Consider the following 21,526-nt stretch of genomic DNA (forward strand, 5'->3'; position numbering starts at 1 on the left):
TGTAGCCTATAGAGATGAGATTGAATTGAAACTGGCAGAAATCTGGAGTGAGATACTAGAGACAGACAACTTTGACAGGGATGATAATTTCCTTGCCATAGGAGGTCACTCATTAAAGGTAATGACAATGATTTCCATGATAGTGGATCATTTTGATGTTGAATTGCCATTAGAGGTGGTATTCAATGATGCGGTTATAAGTAAGATTGCTGATTATATCAGGAATAATGCCAATGAGGATACTGATGAAATAAAACCTGTTCAAAAGAAAGAATATTATAGAGTTACTTCAGAGCAGTTAGGTTTCTATATGCAAGAGCAGTTAAAGGATAGTCTTACAGGAAATAATATTGCAACGGTAATTGATATCAAAGGTAGTGTTGATGCAGTAAGGCTGGAAGATGCTATCAGGAAGATGTTATATAGACATGATATATTTAGAACATCCTTTGATGTGATTAACGAAGAAATTATGCAGATAATTCATGATGATGTACCTTTCAAGTTGAATATAGTAACAGAAGAGAATTATGATATCGGAGATTATGTAAAGCCATTTGACCTACAAAAGGTACCTCTTATAAGGGCAACATTATTCCAAAATGAGAACAGTACAAAACTGCTTCTTGATTCTCACCATACTGTGGCAGATGGCTTATCTGTAGTATTAATGATAAATGAGCTGGCTGCACTATATGAAGGAAGAAATATGGAAGAGTTATATATACAGTACAAAGATTTTGCACAGTGGCAGGTAGATCACAGGGAATCCATAGATACAACAGAGGAAAAAGAATATTGGAAGAAAAACTTTGAGAATTATGATCCTCAAAAAGGTAAAATTGCTGGATTTAACCCAGAAGAAACAGAAGTGTATACTGGAAATGATATAGATGAGATTATAACAGATACTACTCTATTAAATAGATTAAACAAAGTAGCCAAAGATAATAGAACCACACTTTTTATGGTATATTTTTCAGCTTTCAATATTGTTTACTCTAGATATACTGCTTCAGAAGATGTTGTAATAGGAACACCTTTACATGGAAGAAATTATGGTGGGCTTAGTGATATGATTGGTACTTTTGCTAATGGTGTACCACTTAGGAATTATCCTTATGGAAATAAGATTTTTGCAGAATTTATGGATGATGTCAAGAAAACACTTATTGGTGCAATTAATAATCAGGAATATCATGTTAATGAAGTCATACAGGATTTGACAAATGGGCAATATCATAACACATCATATTTATTTGATACAGTATTCACTATGTTTATTCTAGATAGAGAATTCATAGAGAGTGATAATATCACATTAGAATACGAAGATGATAAAACAACAGTAGAAACACAAAAGATGAGAGTAATAGTTAAGATTCTCCCTGACAAGACTAATATAAAAATAAAATATGCATGTGACCATCTAGAGAAAGACATGATTTGCAGAATGATGGAAGATTATAAAAAAGTGTTAGAGGTCATTTCACAAAATGATTCTATTAAGATAGAGGATATTAGTCTGGATATGGATATAGTACAAGACACAAAGATAATTGAAGCTGATGTAGATTTTGATTTTTAAACTACAAATACTATAGTGTGTATAGAGGTGACGTATGAAAGAAGTAAGGAGATATATACTAGAGCAGGTTGCATCAGGCAGTTTGGATAAAGAAAAAGCTGCTAAGATGCTTATGGAACTGTATGATTATGTATTATCTGAAGATATCGTAAAAGAAGAAATTAGTATTAGTGAAACAGAGGATTTGGATAAAAGTAATCATTCAGACTTTGAAGATATAATAAAGGATTCACAGGAAAAAGAATATTATCCAATGCTTCCATCACAAAAGATGATTCTTCTACATCAATTCATGAAAAGGGATACTGCCTATAATATCCCTCGTGTGCTTTTTCTTGAAGGAGATGTAGATGAAGAAAAGATCAATGATACATTTAAAACAATAGTAGAGAGGCATCATGCCCTAAGAACATCATTTCATCTTCATCACGGTGAATATATGCAGAAGATCAATGGGGTTTCTGATTTCTCAATTGAATCCGTTGAAGGAAATGAAAAGAATATAGAAGAAGATATACGGTCATTCGTAAGAAGTTTTCAACTTGATAAGGCACCCTTGTTCAGGGTAAGGCTTATTAAATATAATAGTAAAAAATATGTCCTTCTTATGGATATTCACCATATCATTTCTGATAGAAAATCAATAGTTGTCTTGATGAATGAGTTTCAGCAGCTATATCAAGGTATAGAGCCAGCGAAGACAGAAGTTCATTATGAGCATTATGTTGAATGGTACAACAATTTCTTGAAATCGGATATAGGACTATCAAAAGAAAAATACTGGTTGGAACAGTTTGATGATGGAAAAATGTCAACAGAATTGAAAACAGATTTTTCAAAGGAAGGTATAAGAAAATATACTGAGAAATCACTATATCATGAATTTCAGGATGATTATCGTGATAAGCTGTTACAGTTCTGTTCTAGTAATGGTGTCACATTAAATATGCTTATGCTTTCTGTATATCATGTACTACTATGGAAATGGCTTGGAAAAGATGATTTGGTAACTGGCTTAAGCTGTCAGGGAAGAACAATAAAAGAAGCTTATAACATGATAGGTATGTTTGTTAATACTCTTGCCATAAGAAACTATCCTTCAGGAGAAAAGAAGTACTTTGATTTCTTGAATGATACAAAAGAGATTCTACTGAATGCCTATTCTAATCAGGAGTATCCTTTTGACGTATTGACGGATAAGATAAGGCAGAAGTCAAAGATTAAGGATAAATCATTGATAAATACATTGTTCATAATGCAGAATACAGATTATGGTGAGCTTGAATTAGGTGATATAAAAGTGAAACCATACCATGATTACATAGAGACTGATGGACGTTTTGATCTACAGATAAATATATTCAATTCATCAGAAAAACATTTGAATATATGTTTTATATATAGTAAAGAATTGTTCAAGGAAGAGACCATAAAAACATTATTGAATGAATATATAAGCATACTGAAACAAGTCGTTGATGAACCTGAAAAATTGCTGAACAATCTTGATATAAATCTATAAAGGAGAAGTTTGAATAGTATGGATAGATATATGAAAAATATAATAATATCCAGTAACAAATATGAGAAAGAACATGATTACTGGCTGAGTATTTTATCTGGATGTGAAAAGAGCAGTATAATACCATATGACAATATTAGTGATAATAAAAATAGCAATATGAAAGAATATGAATATGTTTTTGATAAAGCTATATATGGAAAAATGAAGGCACTATGTAATAACTCTCAATATGCCATGTTCATTCTTCTTACTACTGGAACAGTTTATCTGACTCATATGTATACGGATCAAAAAGATATTATGATAGGTTTTCCAATACTTGCTGACAGTGATAAACAGAGCAGAACCAATTCACTGTTGGCTCTAAGATATAACATGAATAGTGATAAGACATTTAAACAGTTGCTTATAGAATGTAAGGAGAATATAAAATCAGCATATGAAAATCAAATATATCCACTATACCATGTTTTTCAATCCTTGCAGCTTCCTATGTATAAGGATGAACCATCATTTGGGATTGTAATTGAGATGGAAGGACTTCATGACATGGATGATACCTACACAGAAAGTTCAGATGTGATATTTAGGTTCAAAATGGAAAATGACAGCCTCAGTGCTAGGTTAATCTATAAAGAAGAATTATATAATGTTGAAACTATACAAAACATTGCAGAAGACTTAAATAAGTATATACAGAGTGTTATGGGAGATTATAATATTCTTATTGGTGATATTGATATTTTGTCAGACCCTACATTGCTTTCATGGAAAGAAAAAATGGAAGCTGTTAGATTAAATAGTATAAAAGAGAGTGATGATGAAGTAGAAGAAGATGAGGATATATATGTTGCTCCAAGGAATGATAGAGAAGAAGAGCTGGAAAAAGTATGGGAAGAGATTCTAGGTATTAAGGATATCAGTGTTAAAACCAGTTTTTTCAAATTAGGTGGAGATTCCATCAAAGCAATTAGAATGGTTGCAATGCTGTCTGGTTATAAATTTTCAGTAAAAGATTTATATACCTATCCAACAATAGAGAAATTGAGTAGTGTATTAAAAGAATCTGATGAAGTAATAAGTCAAGAAATGTTTACTGGAGAGGTTGCTTTATCTCCAATACAAAAGAACTTCTTTGAAAATAAGGATATGAATTATTCTCATTATAACCAGTCATTATTCCTGTATAGTGAAAAAGGATTTGACATGGATATAGTGAAAGAGGTTATGGAAGGGATAATTGCTCATCATGATATGTTGAGAGCCATATATAAATTAGAAGACAATAAAGTGGTTCAGGAAGTATTATCTACGGATAAAGAGAATATAGAAAAATTATTCCGCTTAGATAAATTTGAGGATATTGAAGAAAAGGATATATTATCCTCTATCAATAATGTACAGGCTGGACTAGATATAGAAAATGGTCCACTTATAAGAGGGGCATGTTTCCATAAATCAGATGGGGATCATCTTCTCTTGGTAATACATCATCTGTTGATTGATGCATTTTCTTGGCGTATTATTCTTGAAGACTTTGCACGTGGCTATAACCAACTTCTAAATGGAGAAAAACTGAGATTAAATAATAAAACCCATCCTTATAAAAAGTGGGTTGATAGATTAATACAATATGTAAATGAAGAAGAAATAAAACAAAGTCAAGATTATTGGATGAAACTTGGCGACAAGCTAAAATCTGAAAAAGATAATCATGATAAATGTATGACTAAATTAAAAGAAAGAAAAGATTTTGCTGTAGTATTTTCACAAGAGGAAACAAAATTAATTCAGCAAAAAGCTGGTGAACTTTTTATAAATATGGATTATGTAATATTGGGTTGCATTGGTCTTGCCCTCAAGAATAACATTGATTTTAAGAATTTTGTTGTTGATATTGAGGGTCACGGTAGAAGTGAAATAGATGAAGACATAAATATTGCTAGAACTGTTGGATGGTTCACCAGTGTTTATCCTATATATCTATCCATTGATGAAAATGATATCCTCAAATACATAGAAAAAGTCTCTGATAATATAGAATCAGTACCAAATCGTGGACTTGATTATGGAATTTTGCGATACTTATCCCAAAGTGATATATCAGAAAAGCTGGATTTTGAATCGGATATCCGTTTTAATTATCTAGGAGAATTTGACCAGAATATAAACCATGACTTATTTGCAATATCTGATATGGATTTTGGTAATACCATAGATGAGAATATGCTTCTAGATTACATATTTGATATAACTGGATTGATTATAGAGAATAAGCTGAGGATTAATTTCAACTATATCAAAGAGATAATTGACGAGGAAGCTCTTAACTGTATTACGGAGAGTTTCAGAAAAAATATAGCCAATTTCCTTGACTATAATAAAAATGAGGATATGGCACAAAATGAAAAATCAAAAGTATACATTGATGGAATAAAGCCATTTAATGATGTAATATACAAAGACTGCTTTTATAGTGCCTTATTCCCAGTCCTTGAGTTTTATAATAGGAGTATTAAAGAAATACTTTGCAATGATGTGTTTATCTATGATGGTTCAGATAACTATGAAAGTCTAGATGTAGCATACCTAGTTAAGGATAAATTAATTCCTATGTTCAATAAATGTGGATTGAAGGCTAATAGAATCATTCGCAGTAATAATATCATCAGCAACATAAAAACTGCACTTAAAAAAGGTAGATTGGTTATTATACAGATAGACTGTTATTACAGTTCAATACGTAAGGATACTTATGAGAAAGAACATTGGCCACACACAATACTAATATATGGATATGATGATGAATTAGAGTCCGCATTTGTTCTGGAACAGAGTGATAAGAATATATTGGACTTCACAGAAAGAACTATGAGCTACAATGACATTATCAATGTATATGATGGTGCCAAGAAGAATTTCATAAGAGATAAACAATATCCATCATACATTGATTTTAGCCTCAAATCCTCACAGGAAGTATCAAGAAAGCCAGATGAAGAATACGCTAAGATGTTGATGAAACATATGCTAAACCACAAAGATGAAGTAATGGAGGGACTTGATAGACTTCAGAATTTCATCAACAGATATAAGGAATTGGTTAAAGAAGAGCAGAACTTTGCTGAAGCTGTAGATAGGCTGTATTTTAGTATAAATAACATATTAAAAGCACAACATGCCAGAAAATTTCAATTGGATACTGTCTTCAATGGACAGCTTATGGATATGAGTGTCTTGAATGAAATAATACGAGGTTGGAGACTAGAGATGAATATGATAGGAAAGTATATTCTGACTAAGAGATTCAAACAAGAATCTTTACAGAAGACAGGAGAAAAACTTGAAAATCTATATCTAATGGAAAAACAGTTTATTGATGAGCTTATGAGTAAATGTGATGGGATTTAGATTACTACTACGAAGATAGGAGGAAAATGATGGATAAGACTATTGAAGAAAAATTCAAAAGCAAACTTATGGAAATTTTTCAGCTAGAAGAAAATGCCATTGTGCTTGATGTATCTCTAAGCAAACTAGGTGTAAGTTCAATATATTATATAAAGATGGTTGTTGGTATGGAAGATCTGTTTAATATTGAATTTGACGACGAATGTTTGGATTATGAAAAATTTGAAACACTATCAGAGATATTAGAGTATATCAAGAAAAAAATCAGCGAAAAGCAATAAGTTTATAGTTTACATAAATCCCATATACAAAAATAAATTGAAAAAACATAATGTTAATGATAAAATTAAAATATTAAAAAATTATAATAAATTAGAATATAAGATAACTAATTGTATATTGAAACAATAATTTATTTGATTATAGATATTTTGTATATGAGATAAGTATGAATTGCTATAAATTAATCTGATTAAAGTGAAATGACTGAGTAAAATAATAACCAGATAATCAGAATCTTGATGAAAGAGATATACAGAAATGAGGAATGCTGCATGAAGGAAGGTAGCCTGTATGAGTTAACCTTGCCACAGAAAAGAATATGGCTGACACAAATGCTTCATCCTGATTCAGTCATGTTCAACATCGGTGGATATGTTTTAATAAAAGGGAGTGTGGATGTCCATAGATTGAAGAGAGCTATTATTTCATTCATGGATAATAATGTTATCTTTCATATCCGCATTACTAGAGATGGTGATGAATATTATCAGTATTATAATAGAATGAAAAATTATACAGAGAATGAAATATCCTATGTTGACTTAAGTAAATCATGTTCCAGTCAAGAAGATTTGGATGTATGGGTGCAAAAACAAGGGAAAATCCCCTTTGTTCTAGAAGACAACCTTTTATACAAATTTATAGTTTTCAAACTCAATGATAATGCATATGGATATTTTATAAAATTACATCATGTTATTGCAGATGGATGGACTTTCCAGCTATTGACTGATTGCATAGGCAGAGAATATGAAAATCCAACTTCTGACAATGTGAAAAACCAGGATATGTGTTCTGCTTATAAAAGATATATTAATGATGAAAAACGTTATTTGACATCTGCACAGTACCATAAAAATAAATCATTCTGGATGGAAAAGATGAGAGATCTTTCCTTAAGCAGTGATAAATCAACGTCTAAAACGACAGCCAGAAGAAAGACATATACATTGGACAACTCTATAAGAGAAGAATTATATGGATACTGCAAATGTAATAAGATTTCTATGAATGCCGTATTGTTGACTGCTTACTTGATATATCTAAGAAAGAGTACTCAGAAGAAGGATATAATTATTGGAGTTCCTTTCTGGGGAAGAAATTCTAAGAAGGACTTTAAAGCTCTTGGAATGTATGTGAGTTCTGTACCTTTTAGATTTATTATAGACGATGATGAAACAATAAAAGAGATGGCAGTAAGGGCACGAAATGAATTGATGGCATGTTTTTTTAATCATAGATACCCATATAATATAATGGTAAAGGATCTAGGATTAACTGGTGCCCAAGGTGAAAAGCTATACGATAATTGTTTTAACTATTATAACTTGAAACTATTAGATAAAATAGATGGATTTGAAGTAGTTAGTAGAGAATTTTTTAATGGTGAACAAAATTATTCGCTTCAGGTTATCATAAGAGATTGGAATGAAAGTTCAAGCCTTGGTATAGATGTTGACTATAAAGTCTCTGATTTCAAAGATAGTGAAATAGATTCAATGGGAAAACAGCTTATTAGTGTAATCAAGAAAGTGATAAGTGATAATGAATTGAGAATACAGCAGGTGTCATTATTAACTGATAATGAATATGAAAAGCTGGTTAACCAATTCAATGATACAGAAACATACCCCATTGATAAAACAGTTGTTGATTTATTCAATAAACAGGTTAAAACAGCTCATGATAAAGTTGCTCTTGAAGATGGAGATGAGTGTTTAACATATGAACAGTTGAACGAAAAAATAAACCAGCTTGCTGGTTGGTTAAGGGAAAAGGGTATAGGCAGAAAAAGCAAAGTAGGAATAGTTACAGAGCATTCAATGGAGACTATAATAGCTATAATGGGAATATTGAAGCTGGGAGGAATTTTCATACCCATTGATAGTAATTATCCAGAGTCTAGGATTAAGTACATAATTGAAGATACTGCTATGGATCTTATTTTAACCAATTTGAATGATTTTGAATTACAAGAATGCTCAGTTGATGTAATGTATTTAGATTATAAAAACATGTTCTGGAATAAAGATTATTGTAATATAGACAGTATGTGCAGTATAGATGATATAGCATATATATTATACACATCGGGAACTACAGGAAAACCAAAAGGTGTTATGGTAGAACATAGGGGACTTGCTAATTACATAATATGGGCAGATAAAATGTATGTAGATGGTGCTGAAGGGGCATTTCCTTTATTTACTTCTTTATCCTTTGATTTGACCATGACTTCTGTTTTTACCCCATTAATCAGTGGAAATAAAATAGTTATCTACAGGGATGATGAAGATGAATATGTGCTCCACAGAATTATGAATGAGAATAAGGTGCAGGTAATAAAGCTAACTCCTACACATATGTCTTTGCTGACAGACAAGGTTTATAAGAATTCTTCCATAAAAAGAATGATTGTAGGTGGTGAACAGCTCACTACGAATCTTGCTAAAAGGATAACAATGAATCTGGGAAGAGATGTTGAGATATATAATGAATATGGACCAAGCGAAGCAACAGTTGGATGTATGATATACAAATATGATATGTATAGTGATAATGGACACGTGGTTCCAATAGGAAGACCAGCAGCCAATACAAAGATATATGTCTTAGATACTGACTTGAATCCTGTTTCTATCAACAATATAGGTGAATTATATATTTCAGGTAAGGGACTGGCAGCAGGATATATCAATAGAAGTAAATTAACTGCCCAAAAGTTTGTTGACAACCCATTGGAGAATGGGAAAAAGATGTATGCAACAGGAGATCACGCAAGATTCATTAGAGAAGACTGCATTGAATACGTTGGAAGAAAAGATATGCAGATCAAGATTCATGGTCATCGTATTGAATTAGATGAAATAAAAAATGTTCTACTGGAAAATGATGCCGTCAAAGAGGCTATTGTCATTAGCAGAAAAGACAATAATGGAATGGAAGGTTTATGCTGTTACTATGTAAAACGTTCATTTGTGACAATAGAGGACTTGAGGCAGAATCTAGCAGTAAAATTACCTAATTATATGATTCCTCATTGGTTTATAGAAATAGATGAAATACCATTGACTACAAATGGAAAAATAGATGTAAACTCTCTTTTACAAGTACAGGTCAGAAATGAAAGGACAACAGATGAAATTGAAAATCAGAGTGAATCGGTTGATATATTACTTGATGTAATGAGAAGTATACTTAAAAGAGAGGAAATATCACCAATAGACAATTTTTATGAGATAGGTGGAGATTCAGTCCAAGCCATAAGAATATCTTCAAAAATGCTTGAAGAAGGATATAGATTGAAAGCCTCTGATATCTTATCCGGTTCAACAATAAATGATGTAGCAAGAAACATGAAGGCTATAGGTAGTAGGGAGCTTAGCAAAATAGATGGTGAAGTTCAATTTACTCCCATATTATCACAGTTTTTTAATATGAACCATAAGGACAGCAATTATTATAATCAAAGTGTTGTTCTAAAGATGAACAAAGAGATAAGTACCCAGCAGATAGAAAAAGCTTTTAGTTATTTAGTAAAATTTCATGATTCATTAAGGTTGAATTATGATAAAAACTCTGGAAAGCTCATATATAATGGTGCCCATGATAATCATGTATTTCAAGTCATTCAATATGATTTATCTGAGTATACTGAAGAACAGCAGAAAGAAATGATTATTGATAAAGGAATAGAATTAAAATCAGGTTTTGATATAGAGAAAGATTTGTTAATAGGAGCATGCTGTTTTCATATTTCTGAGCAGGATAGTATATTATTGGTGACAGCACATCATATTGTTATAGATGGTATCTCTTGGAGCATTCTCCTTGAAGATTTTGAAAAAGTACTGAAGCAGATTAAGGATGGAAGCAGGATGGAATTATCATATAAGTCTGCATCCTTTAAAGACTGGAGCGCTTATCTCATAGGGGAAAGAACTGATAATAAACTGATAGAAGAATATGTTGAGAACACTGAAAAATATGGAAATGAGTTAAAGTTGTATGATTGTAATATTACATATAAAAACAGCATGAAAAGAGAATTGATTCTTCCAAAAGATAGGACAAGCCAGTTACTTAATCTAGTTAAGGAAAACAATATGATAAGTGAATTGGATATGGTAATGACAGCTGTAACAATGGCACTAAATAAAATTACCAAAAGTGATTGTTTCATTGCTGATATGGAATGGCACGGAAGAAATGAAAGTGATGAGATAGATGTATCTAGGACAGTAGGGTGGTTTACAGCTATTTCACCTATTATTATTGAAAATTCAACCGAGAATATAGAATCTGCAATGAAAAATATTAAAGACGGAATAAAGAAAGCTAAGGAATACAGTAAGAATAATACATTTGTTTCATGGTACTGTCAGAATAGGATTAATAAAAAAGCAGTATTAAAAATGAATTATCTAGGTAATTACAGTTCTGTACTGGATAAGGAATTGTTTGGGTACGCAGATTACGAAACAGGTGAAGATATAAGTGAAGATAATTATATGGAAAACCCTATAGAGGTAAATGCCATAATTATTGACTCTACATTGAAAATCAGCCTATGCTGTAGTTTGAACATCTTAAGTGAGATACAAATAGAAGAGTTTTGTAATCACATTACCACTTGCTTAGATGAATTGATACAGGTTGTAAGAGATAATAAGGATATCAATTTTTTACTATCAGATTTTGACACTGTTGAATTAACAGAAGAAGAGATAAAAAATCTTTTTTATTAAAAAATATTATGAATAAATGGAGAAAAGGTAATATGAAAAAATCGTATAAAAACCCTTTTTATGAATATGGAGAGAAGTTAAGTTCTGTTAAAGAGTTGATGATATTTTCAGCAAAAAATTACGGTGAAAAAGCTGTATTCAAATATAAGCTGAGAAACAAAATAATAAGTAAGACCTATAATGAGTTATTGAGTGATGTTAAAGAGAAATCCCAGTTTTTAGTATCATTGGATTTACCAAAACATCATATCGCTATTATAGGAAAAACTTCATATGATTGGATAGTTTCATATTTATCTGTATTGTATGCAGGAATGGTAGCTGTTCCTATTGATATTCTACTTAGTACAGAAGAATATCTTGAACTTCTTGAACGTGCCGATGTAGACCTTGTTTTCTGTGATAAGAAATATTTATCAGATATAGAGAAAAGTGATTCAAAAGGATTAAAGAAGATTATATGTATTAATGATAATCAAGTATCAGAAAATGGAATAACACTATCTGAAAAAGAGGACATGTCCTTGGACAATGCGGTGGACGAAAATAAAATTGATGCAGAGGCACTAGCTTTAATTGTTTTTACATCGGGTACTACTGGTAAAAGTAAAGGGGTAATGCTGAGTCAAAAAAATATTATCGTAGATGTAATGAGCGCCAAACGAATACTTGGTTTGGATGAAAGAGATACATCCTTGTCAATATTGCCATTATATCATACTTATGAAATGACATGTGATATATTGTTGATGATGTATTATGGTGCATCAGTCTGTTTGAATGACAGCTTAAAATATATGAGCCAGAATCTAAAACTTTACAAACCATCTGTTCTATATGCTGTACCTATGGTAGTTGAAAGTATCCATAGAACGATTATGGAATCTGCTAAGAAAAAAAATAAAGAGAAGATATTAAAGAAGATGTTGAAGCTTTCCTCTGCATTGAAAAATGTAGGAATTAATCTGTCCAGGAAAATATTTAAGAGTGTATTAGATGAATTTGGTGGAGAATTGAAACTTATAGTTTCTGGAGGTGCCTACCTGGACCAATCTTATATTGATTTTTTTGATGCTATAGGTGTTAATATTGTACAAGGCTATGGAATTACGGAATGTTCACCATTATTATCAGCAAATCCTGATAGATTTAAAAAGAAATATTCAATTGGTTGTGTAGTTTCCTGTTGTCAGGTAAAGATAAATGAAGATGAAAGATATGAAAAGGTCAATGGTCACATGGTAGGTGAAATACTTGCAAAAGGTGATAATGTAATGCTTGGGTATTATAAAGATACAGAAAATACCAATAAAGCTTTTGATGGAGAATGGTTTAAGACTGGTGATATTGGGTGGATGGATGAAGATAATTATTTGTATATTACAGGTAGAGTCAAAAATCTAATCATTTTGAGTAATGGTAAGAATGTAAGTCCTGAAGAGATTGAAGGGAAGATATCACTTCTTCCAGTTATCAAGGAAGTACAAGTAGTATCTAACAAAGAGAATAACACAGAACAGATACAGGCAATTATTTTTCCAGATGAACTATTTGTAAAAGAAAACAATATTGTGGATGTACAAAAATATATTGAAAACGAAGTGAATGATGTAAATAGGTCGTTACCTGTTTATATGCAGATAGGAAGTGTGAAGTTAAGGGATACTGAATTTCCAAAGACATCTACTAAAAAAATTAAAAGACTATAAGCTACACTATAGGAGGAAATGAAATGAAAAATGTGGATATAGAAAAAAAGGTAATCTCTATTGTAGAGGATTTTCTAGAGGATGAAAATGTAGAGATAAACAGAGAATCTAATCTCAGGGTAGATACAGGAATAAACTCTATGGTTTTAATATCAATGATTCTGAAATTTGAAGATACGTTTATGATTACTATTGATGATGATGATATACCTAAAATGATTACAGTCAATGATATCGTAACATATATTGGGAAAAAACTAAACTAAAGTAAAGGAGGGTATCATTACGAAAGTTTTAGGAGTAATAGGAGGAGTAGGACCGTTATCAACTGCTTATTTTCAGGAACTAATCGTAAAAATGACTAATGCTAAAATTGATCAGGAACATTTGAATATGATAATCTTCAACATGCCAATGATTCCTGACAGAACTAAATACATATTGGATAAGTCAAATGATAATCCAGTTCCAGTATTGATAAATATAGCAAAGGAATTAGAAAAATTAAATGTAAGTTATCTTGCTATGCCATGTATTACCGCACATCATTTTTATGATGACATAATAAAAGAAACTAATGTAGAATTTATCAATGTCATCAAAGAAACAAGGAAGCTGCTAATTGATAAAAATGTACATAGTGTGGGAATAATGGCTACAGAAGGGACAATTAATTCCCAATTATTTCAAAAAGAAATGGGGAAAGCTGGAATAGATGTGAAGGTACCTTCAAAAAGAATGCAATGTTATGTTACAGAGTTAATATATGATAATGTGAAGTCAGACATTCCAGCTGATACCAAAAAGTATGACTTGGTTATTGAAGACTTAAGAGAACAAGGTGCAGAGGTTATTATAATAGGATGCACAGAATTATCATTGATAAATAAAGAACATAAGGTTGAGTATAAGATTTTGGACACTCTTGAGTTACTGGCAAAACGCAGTATAGAACTAAATGACCTTCAAGTAAAAGAAGAATATAACACATTGTTTTGATTTAAAGTGGTCTGATTAGGAGGATATGACAGATGTTTTTTGAAGATTTTACAAGAAATAATAATGAAAGCTCCCTGCAAAAATCTATATATCATATGTTATACATGCTGGCTTCTTTCAAGGAAGTAGAAGTCTCATTTAATGATAATATTGATACTAAGAATTATCTAGAGGGAGAAGCTGAGTTCTATCAATATGTTAAGAATCTGTATTTTGATATGTATCATAATAATGAAAAGTACAAATTGGATTCAACCAAATATGATGAGTATATGAAGAGTGATAAACGCAATAAAGGGAAATTCATGATAGAAAAACAGCATCATCAGGATGCAAAAGAATCTTCCCTTAGAAATAAATTTCAGCAGTCGGTAACATTTTATTTCAGGTTTTTATATGAATTAGGAATTTACTCTGACATATGTACAGATACCTTTTTCTTGAAAATATCTAAAAACAAATATGAAAATGTGTTAAAGAATGCTGAGACAGCTAAAGTACGTGGAGAAACCCATGAAAGAGCCAACATTCTACTTAGCAGTGGGATTGATAGGCAGGAGTATGAAGACGGTTATATATTTTCTTGTAAAAAATATCCTAAGATGTTTTTGGGACTTGCTGTTTTGTGCAGGGCTCCTGAAAGTAAGTATAAATGGATGAATTATATGAGGCTTGATTATAAGAGATATCATTCACCTGCACCAGAAATGTCAGATATTAAAGAAACCATGCCACAAGACTCAGCACATAATATAAATATTCTTACAGAAACATTAAAAGAGATGCCCCTTAAGATGCGAGTTAAACCAATGAGAAATATTACATCAGACTTCAAATGGAAAGTGGAATTCATCTATAAGAGTAAAAGCTGTATCGGTTTCTATGTGGATTATACTTCTCTTCTGGTGTGTATATATTTTAATGATTCAAAAAACATAACTGCAATGGCAGATACTCTTAGAAATATGGATGAGGAGCTTTTTGAGTGGTATCGTAACCATATACCAGAAAGATTATGTAAATGTCCCAATAATAGATGGGTCACATTAGGAGATACAAGGCGCAGAATTTGTGGTATGTCAAATCGGCTGGATGTTAATAATCCTAATGAAACAGATATGGAAAACTGTGTAAAGGTATTACGAACATTCCGAAAATTATAATCATAACAATAATGGGTGGGAAAGATGGAGATGAATAATTAATGAAAAGTGTAGACGCAGATTATGAGTATATTGTACTTGAAGGAAGCAGTTATGAAGTAGGTAAAATGCGTGGGGAGACTCTGAAAAGATATCCTGGTGATGCCAAATACTATTATAATCTTTTTAAAGATTCTGATATACCTCTTTCCAATGAAAAGATAAAGTATATCAGAAAAGTATATGATGAATATTGCCCTGGTCTAAATGATGAAATTGAAGGTTTTGCAGAGGCATTCGGGGTTAGATCAGATAATATAGTACTTAATACTAATTTGTTTGAGAGTAATTATGGTTGTTGCCAAATCGTAGCATTGCCATGTATAACAAAAAATGGTCACGTTCTTGTTGGAAGAAGTTATGAATATACTCCTGACGATGAAAAGAAATTATCCATATGCAGAATCAATGGAAAGCCAGCTCATCTTGGATTTGCAGTTTTTCTGTTTGGAAGATACGAAGGGGTTAATGAACATGGATTATCAATAACTGTATCAGCAGCTGCACCAGGAGTTGAGACATCTGTTAATGGTGTAAGATTCTGGGTTGCGATAAGGAGTATTATAGAAAATTGTACTAATACAGAAGATGCAGTATATATGCTCAAGAACATGCCCATATCTTCAAATTCAAATTTCATTATTGCTGATAAACAGGGGACGGCAGTTCTATGTGAGGTTTCATGTTTTAATGGAAAGAGAGAAGTGAGGGTTAAAAAAGCAGAGGATTATCTAATATCTACAAATCATTATACAGTAGAAGCCATGAAAAAGTATAATGTCGCAAAAATGAATCAATCAGTTATGAGATATAATGCTGCACAGGATACAATGAATAAGAGTATTCCAAGTGTGAGTAAAGATACTCTGAAAAAAATACTAAGCAATAAACTGCCTCATGGGGTATGTTGTCATTATTATGAGGATGGGCTGGGAACATTATATTCCATGATATTTGATTTAACAACATTGGATATTCATGTATGCTTTGGTTCACCAAATATCAATGGCTGGAAAAAATATGATATGTTTAATGAAAAGAAAGGGTCAACTAACATTAAGATTCCTTATGTTAATGAGTATCCAACTGCATTCAGCAATTTTTGGGCGAAATGCGATTAATAAATATGATAGGAGTTATATATGAAGAATTTTGTTTTTAACACACATACTAAAGTCTACTTTGGTAAAGAAAAGATTGTAGACTTATCAAAAGAAGTGACTAACTATGGTACTAACGTTTTGTTGGTATATGGTCAAGGTGCAATTAAAAAGAATGGAATCTACTCTGAAGTGGTAGAGGTCTTGAATAAATGTAATGTGGTTGAGTTTGGTGGCATTACACCTAATCCAAGGATAAAAATGGTACGAGAGGGTATTAAAATCGCACGGGAAAATAAGATTGATGTAGTTCTGGCTGTTGGAGGTGCAAGTGTAATTGATTGTGCTAAAATCATAGCAGCAGGATATTATTACGAAGATGATCCATGGGATTTGGTTATATGCCCAGGAGAAATCAAGATAGTACTTCCGATAATTACTGTTTTGACATCTTTTGGTACAGGTTCTGAGATGAATGGAAGTGCAGTAATCAATAATGAAGAAGAAGAGGAAAAAATAGGTACTTATTCTCCTTTGTTGCAGCCTGAAGTATCAATTCTTGACCCGGTATATACATATTCTTTGTCAGCAGACCTTACAGCAGCAGGAGTGGTAGATACTATGTCCCATGCAATGGAAAGCTATTTTTCAAAGGATAAGGATACATTTGTACAAGACAGGATTGCAGAGGGAATCATTAAAACATGTATCAAATATGGTCCAATTGCAATAAAGGAAAGTGATAACTATGAAGCTAGAGCCAATCTTATGTGGGCAGGAGCTCTTGGACTCAATGGTCTTACTGGTGCTGGAAAGACTTCGGCATGGTCCTGTCATCCAATGGAACATGAGTTGAGTGCATTCTATGATATTACTCATGGAGCAGGAATGGCTGTATTGATGACTAATTGGATGCGTTACATATTAAATGATAAAACAGTGGACAAATTTGTGGAATATGCTGAGAACGTATGGCACATATTTAATGAGGATGATAAGTATAAAAAAGCTGAAAAAGCTATAGAGATGACTAGAAAATTCTTTGATGAATGTAATATGCCGGGGACACTTGGTGAATTAGGAATTGATGATGAAAAATTTGAGTCTATGGCAGTAAATGCAGTGAGCAATGGTTTGCTGACATTTGCTTATGTTCCACTTAAAAAAGAAGATGTTGTCAACATATATAAGATGTGTTTATAGTAAGCAAAGCAGGGATGAAAGACTATTTAGATGACAGGAATTTACTAATAATATACAAATATCTATTCATTTGAAAGAGACCACTTTTTATAGAATTGTCAAAAAAGGTTGTAAATACAATTAATCAAGTATTAATTATAAATTAATGATAAAGAGAGAGGTTAGAATAATGAATGAAAAAAAATTACCTGTTAAATCACCTAATGAATTCTTGACATATAAACCATTTGATTCAACACGAATATCTGTACTCCTTGCACAGGATAAATTATGTAAGGAGATTTACGAAAATTTTATGTACTTTAGAGTTGAGAAGTGTGCATATGATAATGGAGTCATGAAATTGGAGTGCCATTATAATGAACAATTTTCAAGCATAGGAGAAAAAAGAGTACCTATAGATATTATTCTAGATATGGACATGGATTTTATAACTTTTTGTAAGAAATCATTGGATAAGGAATTTTATATTTTTCTTCCAATTGAAACATCTGAAATAAGTAATTACATAAATTATAAGAAGAAACCAGTATATCATCACATTTTTATATATGGATATAATGACGATGAAAGAGTTTTTTATTGTTCTGAGTTTTTTGCTTTTTCCAATGATAAGTACTCATATCAAACAGTATCATATGATGAGATGGAGGCAGCATTCTATAAACTCCAGAGAGAATTAGATGAAGATAGTTTGAGTAAAGAAAAAATGCAATGGCTTAAGGATGTACATCTTCTTCATAGTTATACTGAGTATAGGGACAGATTTACAATCAATAGATTAATAGTTGGATTGCAGAATTATCTTGATAAAAGAGATAATAACGGTAATAAAGATTACATAAAAAATGTATATTATGGCTATGCAATTTATGATTTATGTGATATATATATAGAATATATAGTATCCAATAATTTCTATTACCATTTTGATATGAGACCATTTTTGCTAATCAAGGATAGATTTCATTATCTGAAGATACAGTCTGAATTTGTAAGTGAAAATTATGCTAGTGATTCAACTGAAATAAGTCAGATGATAGATGAATTTAAAAGATTGGAAAAGGAAGCACGAAATATGTTCTACCTGACTATAAAGTATACAATGAAGGGAGAGCATAAGAACGTAACAAAGATATTAGAGATATTGGAAAGGTTAAAATCAGAAGATTATGCTGTAACGTCTAGATACATAGAATGTCTAAAGCATATTTAACAAAGACGGAGATGATAAATAATAATGAAAGAGAAAGCTGAACTATCGTTACTTTTTAAAGAGTTCCAAGGTGCAATTAAGAAAAAAGATGAATTTGAAATAGGTATAAAACATTTGTTAGAATTTAGAAAGGAATTATGGGAAATATATCAATTCATTTTTGATAATGTCAATGAGGAAGAATATTCTTTGATGCCTTTGGCAAAAGATAAGACAATAGCTTATTTTCTATATCATTTGACTAGGATTGAAGATATTCCTTCAAATACATTGATATTAGATCAGGAACAGATTTTCTATAAAAATGATTATCAAAATAGGATACAATCTCCTATATCCACAACAGGTAATGAAATACCTAGAGAGCAGTTAGTTGAATTTTCGAAGCAATTGAATATAGATGAATTAAAAAATTATATAACAGATGTTTTCCAAAACACTAACAAGTTAATTGAAAATATGACACTGAAAGAAAGTAGAACCAAGGTTAGTGAGGAAAGAAAGGAAAAGCTTATAGTATTGAATTCAGTATCTACCGATGAAAAAGCATTTTGGCTTGTGGATTATTGGTGTAAGAAAAATTATAGGGGCTTGTTGCTCATGCCTTTTTCAAGACATCAATTCTTGCATTTGAATGGATGCTTGAGGATATACAGGAAACTAAGAAAGATTAAAAAATAGTAGCCATTTTTTAATTTGACACATCTACGATATTAGGATATTATAATTAATATAGGACGGTCGTCCGAATTATTTAGAGAGGATTGTATATGATGAGTAGTAAAACTAATCAGTCAGAATTAATTCTAGATGCGGCGTATAAATGTGTTTCAGAAAAAGGGTATGCCAATATATCATTGAGAGACATAGCAAAAGAAGCTAATGTTGCACTTAGTCAATTACATTATTATTTTGGAAGCAAAAAGAAGTTATTGCAAGAGATAATCAAACGAATGATTGGTAAATATACAATAGAACTTGAAAAACAGATAAAAAAAAGTCAATCAGACAAAAAAGATATTTCAAATGTATTTAACTTCATAAAAGAAGCGTTAGAAAGAAATCCTGAACTTTTTAAGATACTATTTGATTTATCAAGTTTAGCTCTTAGATCTGATTCATTCAAACTTATGCTATCTGACCTATTTGACCATTTGTCAGGAGTTATAAAAGAATGTATTGACGAAAGCAGTTCAATAGTAGATGAATTCAAGGATTTTTCTTCCAGTACTTTATCAAGATTGATATTAGGAAGTGTTCTAGGTGTAGCATTTGAATATACTCTGGATGCTAATAAGAATGAAGATATACTTGACTCATTAGACGCTTTATCTGTGATTTTTCAATAGACACATAGCTTAATTATAAAGACATAAGAAGGAGTTGAGATGATTGGTTGATTTAAGTAGATTAATGATTTACTTTAGTATATATTCTTTTTTAGGCTGGGTATGGGAAACATCTTTTGTATCAGTATGCACGGGAAAATTTGTTAATAGAGGATTCCTAAAAGGATTCTTCATTCCTATATATGGATTAGGAGCATTGTCTGTAATTGTGGTGCAAAGGATTATAGGAAATACTACAAATAATTATATATTAAATTTATTTATAGTTGTATTAGTATCCACATTGGTTGTTACAACACTTGAATTCTTGACTGGTTTTGCAATGGAAAAAATATTTAATAAAAAATGGTGGGATTATACTGATAAACCTTTTAATTTGAAAGGATATATTTGCTTGAAGTTCTCTATTGGTTGGGGAGTATTCATTTTTGTTTTCTTAATACTATTGCATCCAAATATTTCATATTATTTATCCGGTTTTAATGAGGGTGTTATAGTAAGTATGTCAGTAATATTTACAGTATATCTTATAACAGATGTGATATTATCAACTAAAGATGTCATATCACTTAGGGAAGCTATCAGAAAATACGCTGAAATCCCATTTGAAAAATATCGTATGCGTATTATAAAATGCAGAAGAATATTTAATGCTTTTCCTGATTTATTAAAATTAAATGCAGGAACACTAAAATTTGACGTAAGGAGTATTCTTAATGAAGGTGTTGAGAAATTCAAAACACAAATCGTTAGTAGATTTAGGTAATGTCAGTGAATATAGAGAGTGTGTTTCGGAGATTATAAAACATCCAAATGTAAAATTAATGAAAACATTTATTCAACATTCCGATGTTACTACATTGAATCATTGTTTAGATGTTTCCTATAAGAGTTTTATTATATGCAAACGCCTACATCTAGATTGTCGTGCTGGTGCTAGGGGAGGACTATTACATGATTTTTATCTCTATGATTGGCATGAAACAAAACCAAAAGAAGGCAAGCATGGTTTTGTCCATCCAAGGATTGCCCTTGCTAATGCTAATAGACATTTTAAATTAAACAAACGTGAGCAGGATATCATTGTTAAACATATGTTTCCTCTCACATTAAAACTACCAAGATATGCGGAATCATGGGTAGTTACATTAGTTGATAAATGGATTGCTATTAAAGAAATAATAATGTGAGCAC

General features: G+C 31.2%; 16 protein-coding genes. All 16 read left to right on the plus strand.

The window, feature by feature from the left end:
* Window positions 1–1,588 (plus strand): condensation domain-containing protein (locus tag AACQ14_RS00540; RefSeq protein WP_339361610.1); only part of this gene is annotated, 1,588 nt, incomplete at its 5' end.
* 34 nt (window positions 1,589–1,622) lie between these two features.
* A complete protein-coding gene (locus AACQ14_RS00545; protein WP_339361611.1) occupies window positions 1,623–3,110 on the plus strand; it encodes a condensation domain-containing protein in 1,488 nt (495 codons plus the stop codon).
* 18 nt (window positions 3,111–3,128) lie between these two features.
* Window positions 3,129–6,524: a condensation domain-containing protein gene (locus AACQ14_RS00550; RefSeq protein WP_339361612.1), complete on the plus strand. Its 3,396-nt coding sequence runs from the start codon at window positions 3,129–3,131 to the stop codon at window positions 6,522–6,524.
* 29 nt (window positions 6,525–6,553) lie between these two features.
* Window positions 6,554–6,805, plus strand: a complete 252-nt coding sequence (locus AACQ14_RS00555) for an acyl carrier protein (protein ID WP_339361613.1) — start codon at window positions 6,554–6,556, stop codon at window positions 6,803–6,805.
* A 273-nt stretch (window positions 6,806–7,078) separates the two neighbouring features.
* Window positions 7,079–11,554: an amino acid adenylation domain-containing protein gene (locus AACQ14_RS00560; protein WP_339361614.1), complete on the plus strand. Its 4,476-nt coding sequence runs from the start codon at window positions 7,079–7,081 to the stop codon at window positions 11,552–11,554.
* Between the two features lie 32 nt (window positions 11,555–11,586).
* Window positions 11,587–13,263, plus strand: a complete 1,677-nt coding sequence (locus AACQ14_RS00565) for an AMP-dependent synthetase/ligase (protein WP_339361615.1) — start codon at window positions 11,587–11,589, stop codon at window positions 13,261–13,263.
* A 23-nt stretch (window positions 13,264–13,286) separates the two neighbouring features.
* The gene (locus tag AACQ14_RS00570) at window positions 13,287–13,529 is read left to right on the plus strand and encodes an acyl carrier protein (protein ID WP_339361616.1); all 243 of its coding nucleotides are present in this window, start codon (window positions 13,287–13,289) and stop codon (window positions 13,527–13,529) included.
* 16 nt (window positions 13,530–13,545) lie between these two features.
* Window positions 13,546–14,262, plus strand: a complete 717-nt coding sequence (cuyB, locus tag AACQ14_RS00575) for a cysteate racemase (protein WP_339361706.1) — start codon at window positions 13,546–13,548, stop codon at window positions 14,260–14,262.
* Between the two features lie 32 nt (window positions 14,263–14,294).
* Entirely contained in the window at window positions 14,295–15,425 is a 1,131-nt protein-coding gene (locus AACQ14_RS00580) for a hypothetical protein (protein WP_339361617.1), read from the plus strand.
* Between the two features lie 41 nt (window positions 15,426–15,466).
* Window positions 15,467–16,585: a C45 family peptidase gene (locus tag AACQ14_RS00585; RefSeq protein ID WP_339361618.1), complete on the plus strand. Its 1,119-nt coding sequence runs from the start codon at window positions 15,467–15,469 to the stop codon at window positions 16,583–16,585.
* A gap of 21 nt (window positions 16,586–16,606) precedes the next feature.
* Window positions 16,607–17,767: an iron-containing alcohol dehydrogenase gene (locus AACQ14_RS00590; RefSeq protein ID WP_339361619.1), complete on the plus strand. Its 1,161-nt coding sequence runs from the start codon at window positions 16,607–16,609 to the stop codon at window positions 17,765–17,767.
* Between the two features lie 169 nt (window positions 17,768–17,936).
* Window positions 17,937–18,983 (plus strand): hypothetical protein, encoded by a 1,047-nt coding sequence (locus tag AACQ14_RS00595; RefSeq protein ID WP_339361620.1) that lies wholly within the window; start codon window positions 17,937–17,939, stop codon window positions 18,981–18,983.
* A 24-nt stretch (window positions 18,984–19,007) separates the two neighbouring features.
* Window positions 19,008–19,664, plus strand: coding sequence for a phage head-tail adapter protein (locus AACQ14_RS00600; protein ID WP_339361621.1), 657 nt, complete (start codon window positions 19,008–19,010; stop codon window positions 19,662–19,664).
* An 89-nt stretch (window positions 19,665–19,753) separates the two neighbouring features.
* Window positions 19,754–20,332 (plus strand): TetR/AcrR family transcriptional regulator, encoded by a 579-nt coding sequence (locus tag AACQ14_RS00605; RefSeq protein WP_339361622.1) that lies wholly within the window; start codon window positions 19,754–19,756, stop codon window positions 20,330–20,332.
* A 43-nt stretch (window positions 20,333–20,375) separates the two neighbouring features.
* Window positions 20,376–21,098 carry a putative ABC transporter permease gene (locus AACQ14_RS00610; RefSeq protein ID WP_339361623.1) on the plus strand — a complete coding sequence of 241 codons (723 nt, stop codon included), beginning with the start codon at window positions 20,376–20,378 and terminating at the stop codon, window positions 21,096–21,098.
* Window positions 21,049–21,522, plus strand: a complete 474-nt coding sequence (locus AACQ14_RS00615) for an HD domain-containing protein (RefSeq protein WP_339361624.1) — start codon at window positions 21,049–21,051, stop codon at window positions 21,520–21,522. Before AACQ14_RS00610 ends, AACQ14_RS00615 begins: the two co-directional genes overlap by 50 nt.
* The last annotated feature ends 4 nt before the right edge of the window (window positions 21,523–21,526 follow it).

It is taken from the genome of Vallitalea maricola, assembly GCF_036985595.1.
Lineage (GTDB): Bacteria > Bacillota > Clostridia > Lachnospirales > Vallitaleaceae > Vallitalea > Vallitalea maricola.

What these genes read in the sequence shown, in the direction of transcription:
- AACQ14_RS00615 (WP_339361624.1), top strand. Translation starts at nt 21,049, where the DNA reads ATGAAGGTGTTGAGAAATTCAAAACACAAATCGTTAGTAGATTTAGGT.
- AACQ14_RS00600 (WP_339361621.1), top strand. Translation starts at nt 19,008, where the DNA reads ATGAAAGAGAAAGCTGAACTATCGTTACTTTTTAAAGAGTTCCAAGGT.
- AACQ14_RS00560 (WP_339361614.1), top strand. Translation starts at nt 7,079, where the DNA reads ATGAAGGAAGGTAGCCTGTATGAGTTAACCTTGCCACAGAAAAGAATA.
- AACQ14_RS00590 (WP_339361619.1), top strand. Translation starts at nt 16,607, where the DNA reads ATGAAGAATTTTGTTTTTAACACACATACTAAAGTCTACTTTGGTAAA.
- AACQ14_RS00585 (WP_339361618.1), top strand. Translation starts at nt 15,467, where the DNA reads ATGAAAAGTGTAGACGCAGATTATGAGTATATTGTACTTGAAGGAAGC.
- AACQ14_RS00595 (WP_339361620.1), top strand. Translation starts at nt 17,937, where the DNA reads ATGAATGAAAAAAAATTACCTGTTAAATCACCTAATGAATTCTTGACA.
- AACQ14_RS00565 (WP_339361615.1), top strand. Translation starts at nt 11,587, where the DNA reads ATGAAAAAATCGTATAAAAACCCTTTTTATGAATATGGAGAGAAGTTA.
- AACQ14_RS00555 (WP_339361613.1), top strand. Translation starts at nt 6,554, where the DNA reads ATGGATAAGACTATTGAAGAAAAATTCAAAAGCAAACTTATGGAAATT.
- AACQ14_RS00580 (WP_339361617.1), top strand. Translation starts at nt 14,295, where the DNA reads ATGTTTTTTGAAGATTTTACAAGAAATAATAATGAAAGCTCCCTGCAA.
- AACQ14_RS00550 (WP_339361612.1), top strand. Translation starts at nt 3,129, where the DNA reads ATGGATAGATATATGAAAAATATAATAATATCCAGTAACAAATATGAG.
- AACQ14_RS00545 (WP_339361611.1), top strand. Translation starts at nt 1,623, where the DNA reads ATGAAAGAAGTAAGGAGATATATACTAGAGCAGGTTGCATCAGGCAGT.
- AACQ14_RS00605 (WP_339361622.1), top strand. Translation starts at nt 19,754, where the DNA reads ATGATGAGTAGTAAAACTAATCAGTCAGAATTAATTCTAGATGCGGCG.
- AACQ14_RS00570 (WP_339361616.1), top strand. Translation starts at nt 13,287, where the DNA reads ATGAAAAATGTGGATATAGAAAAAAAGGTAATCTCTATTGTAGAGGAT.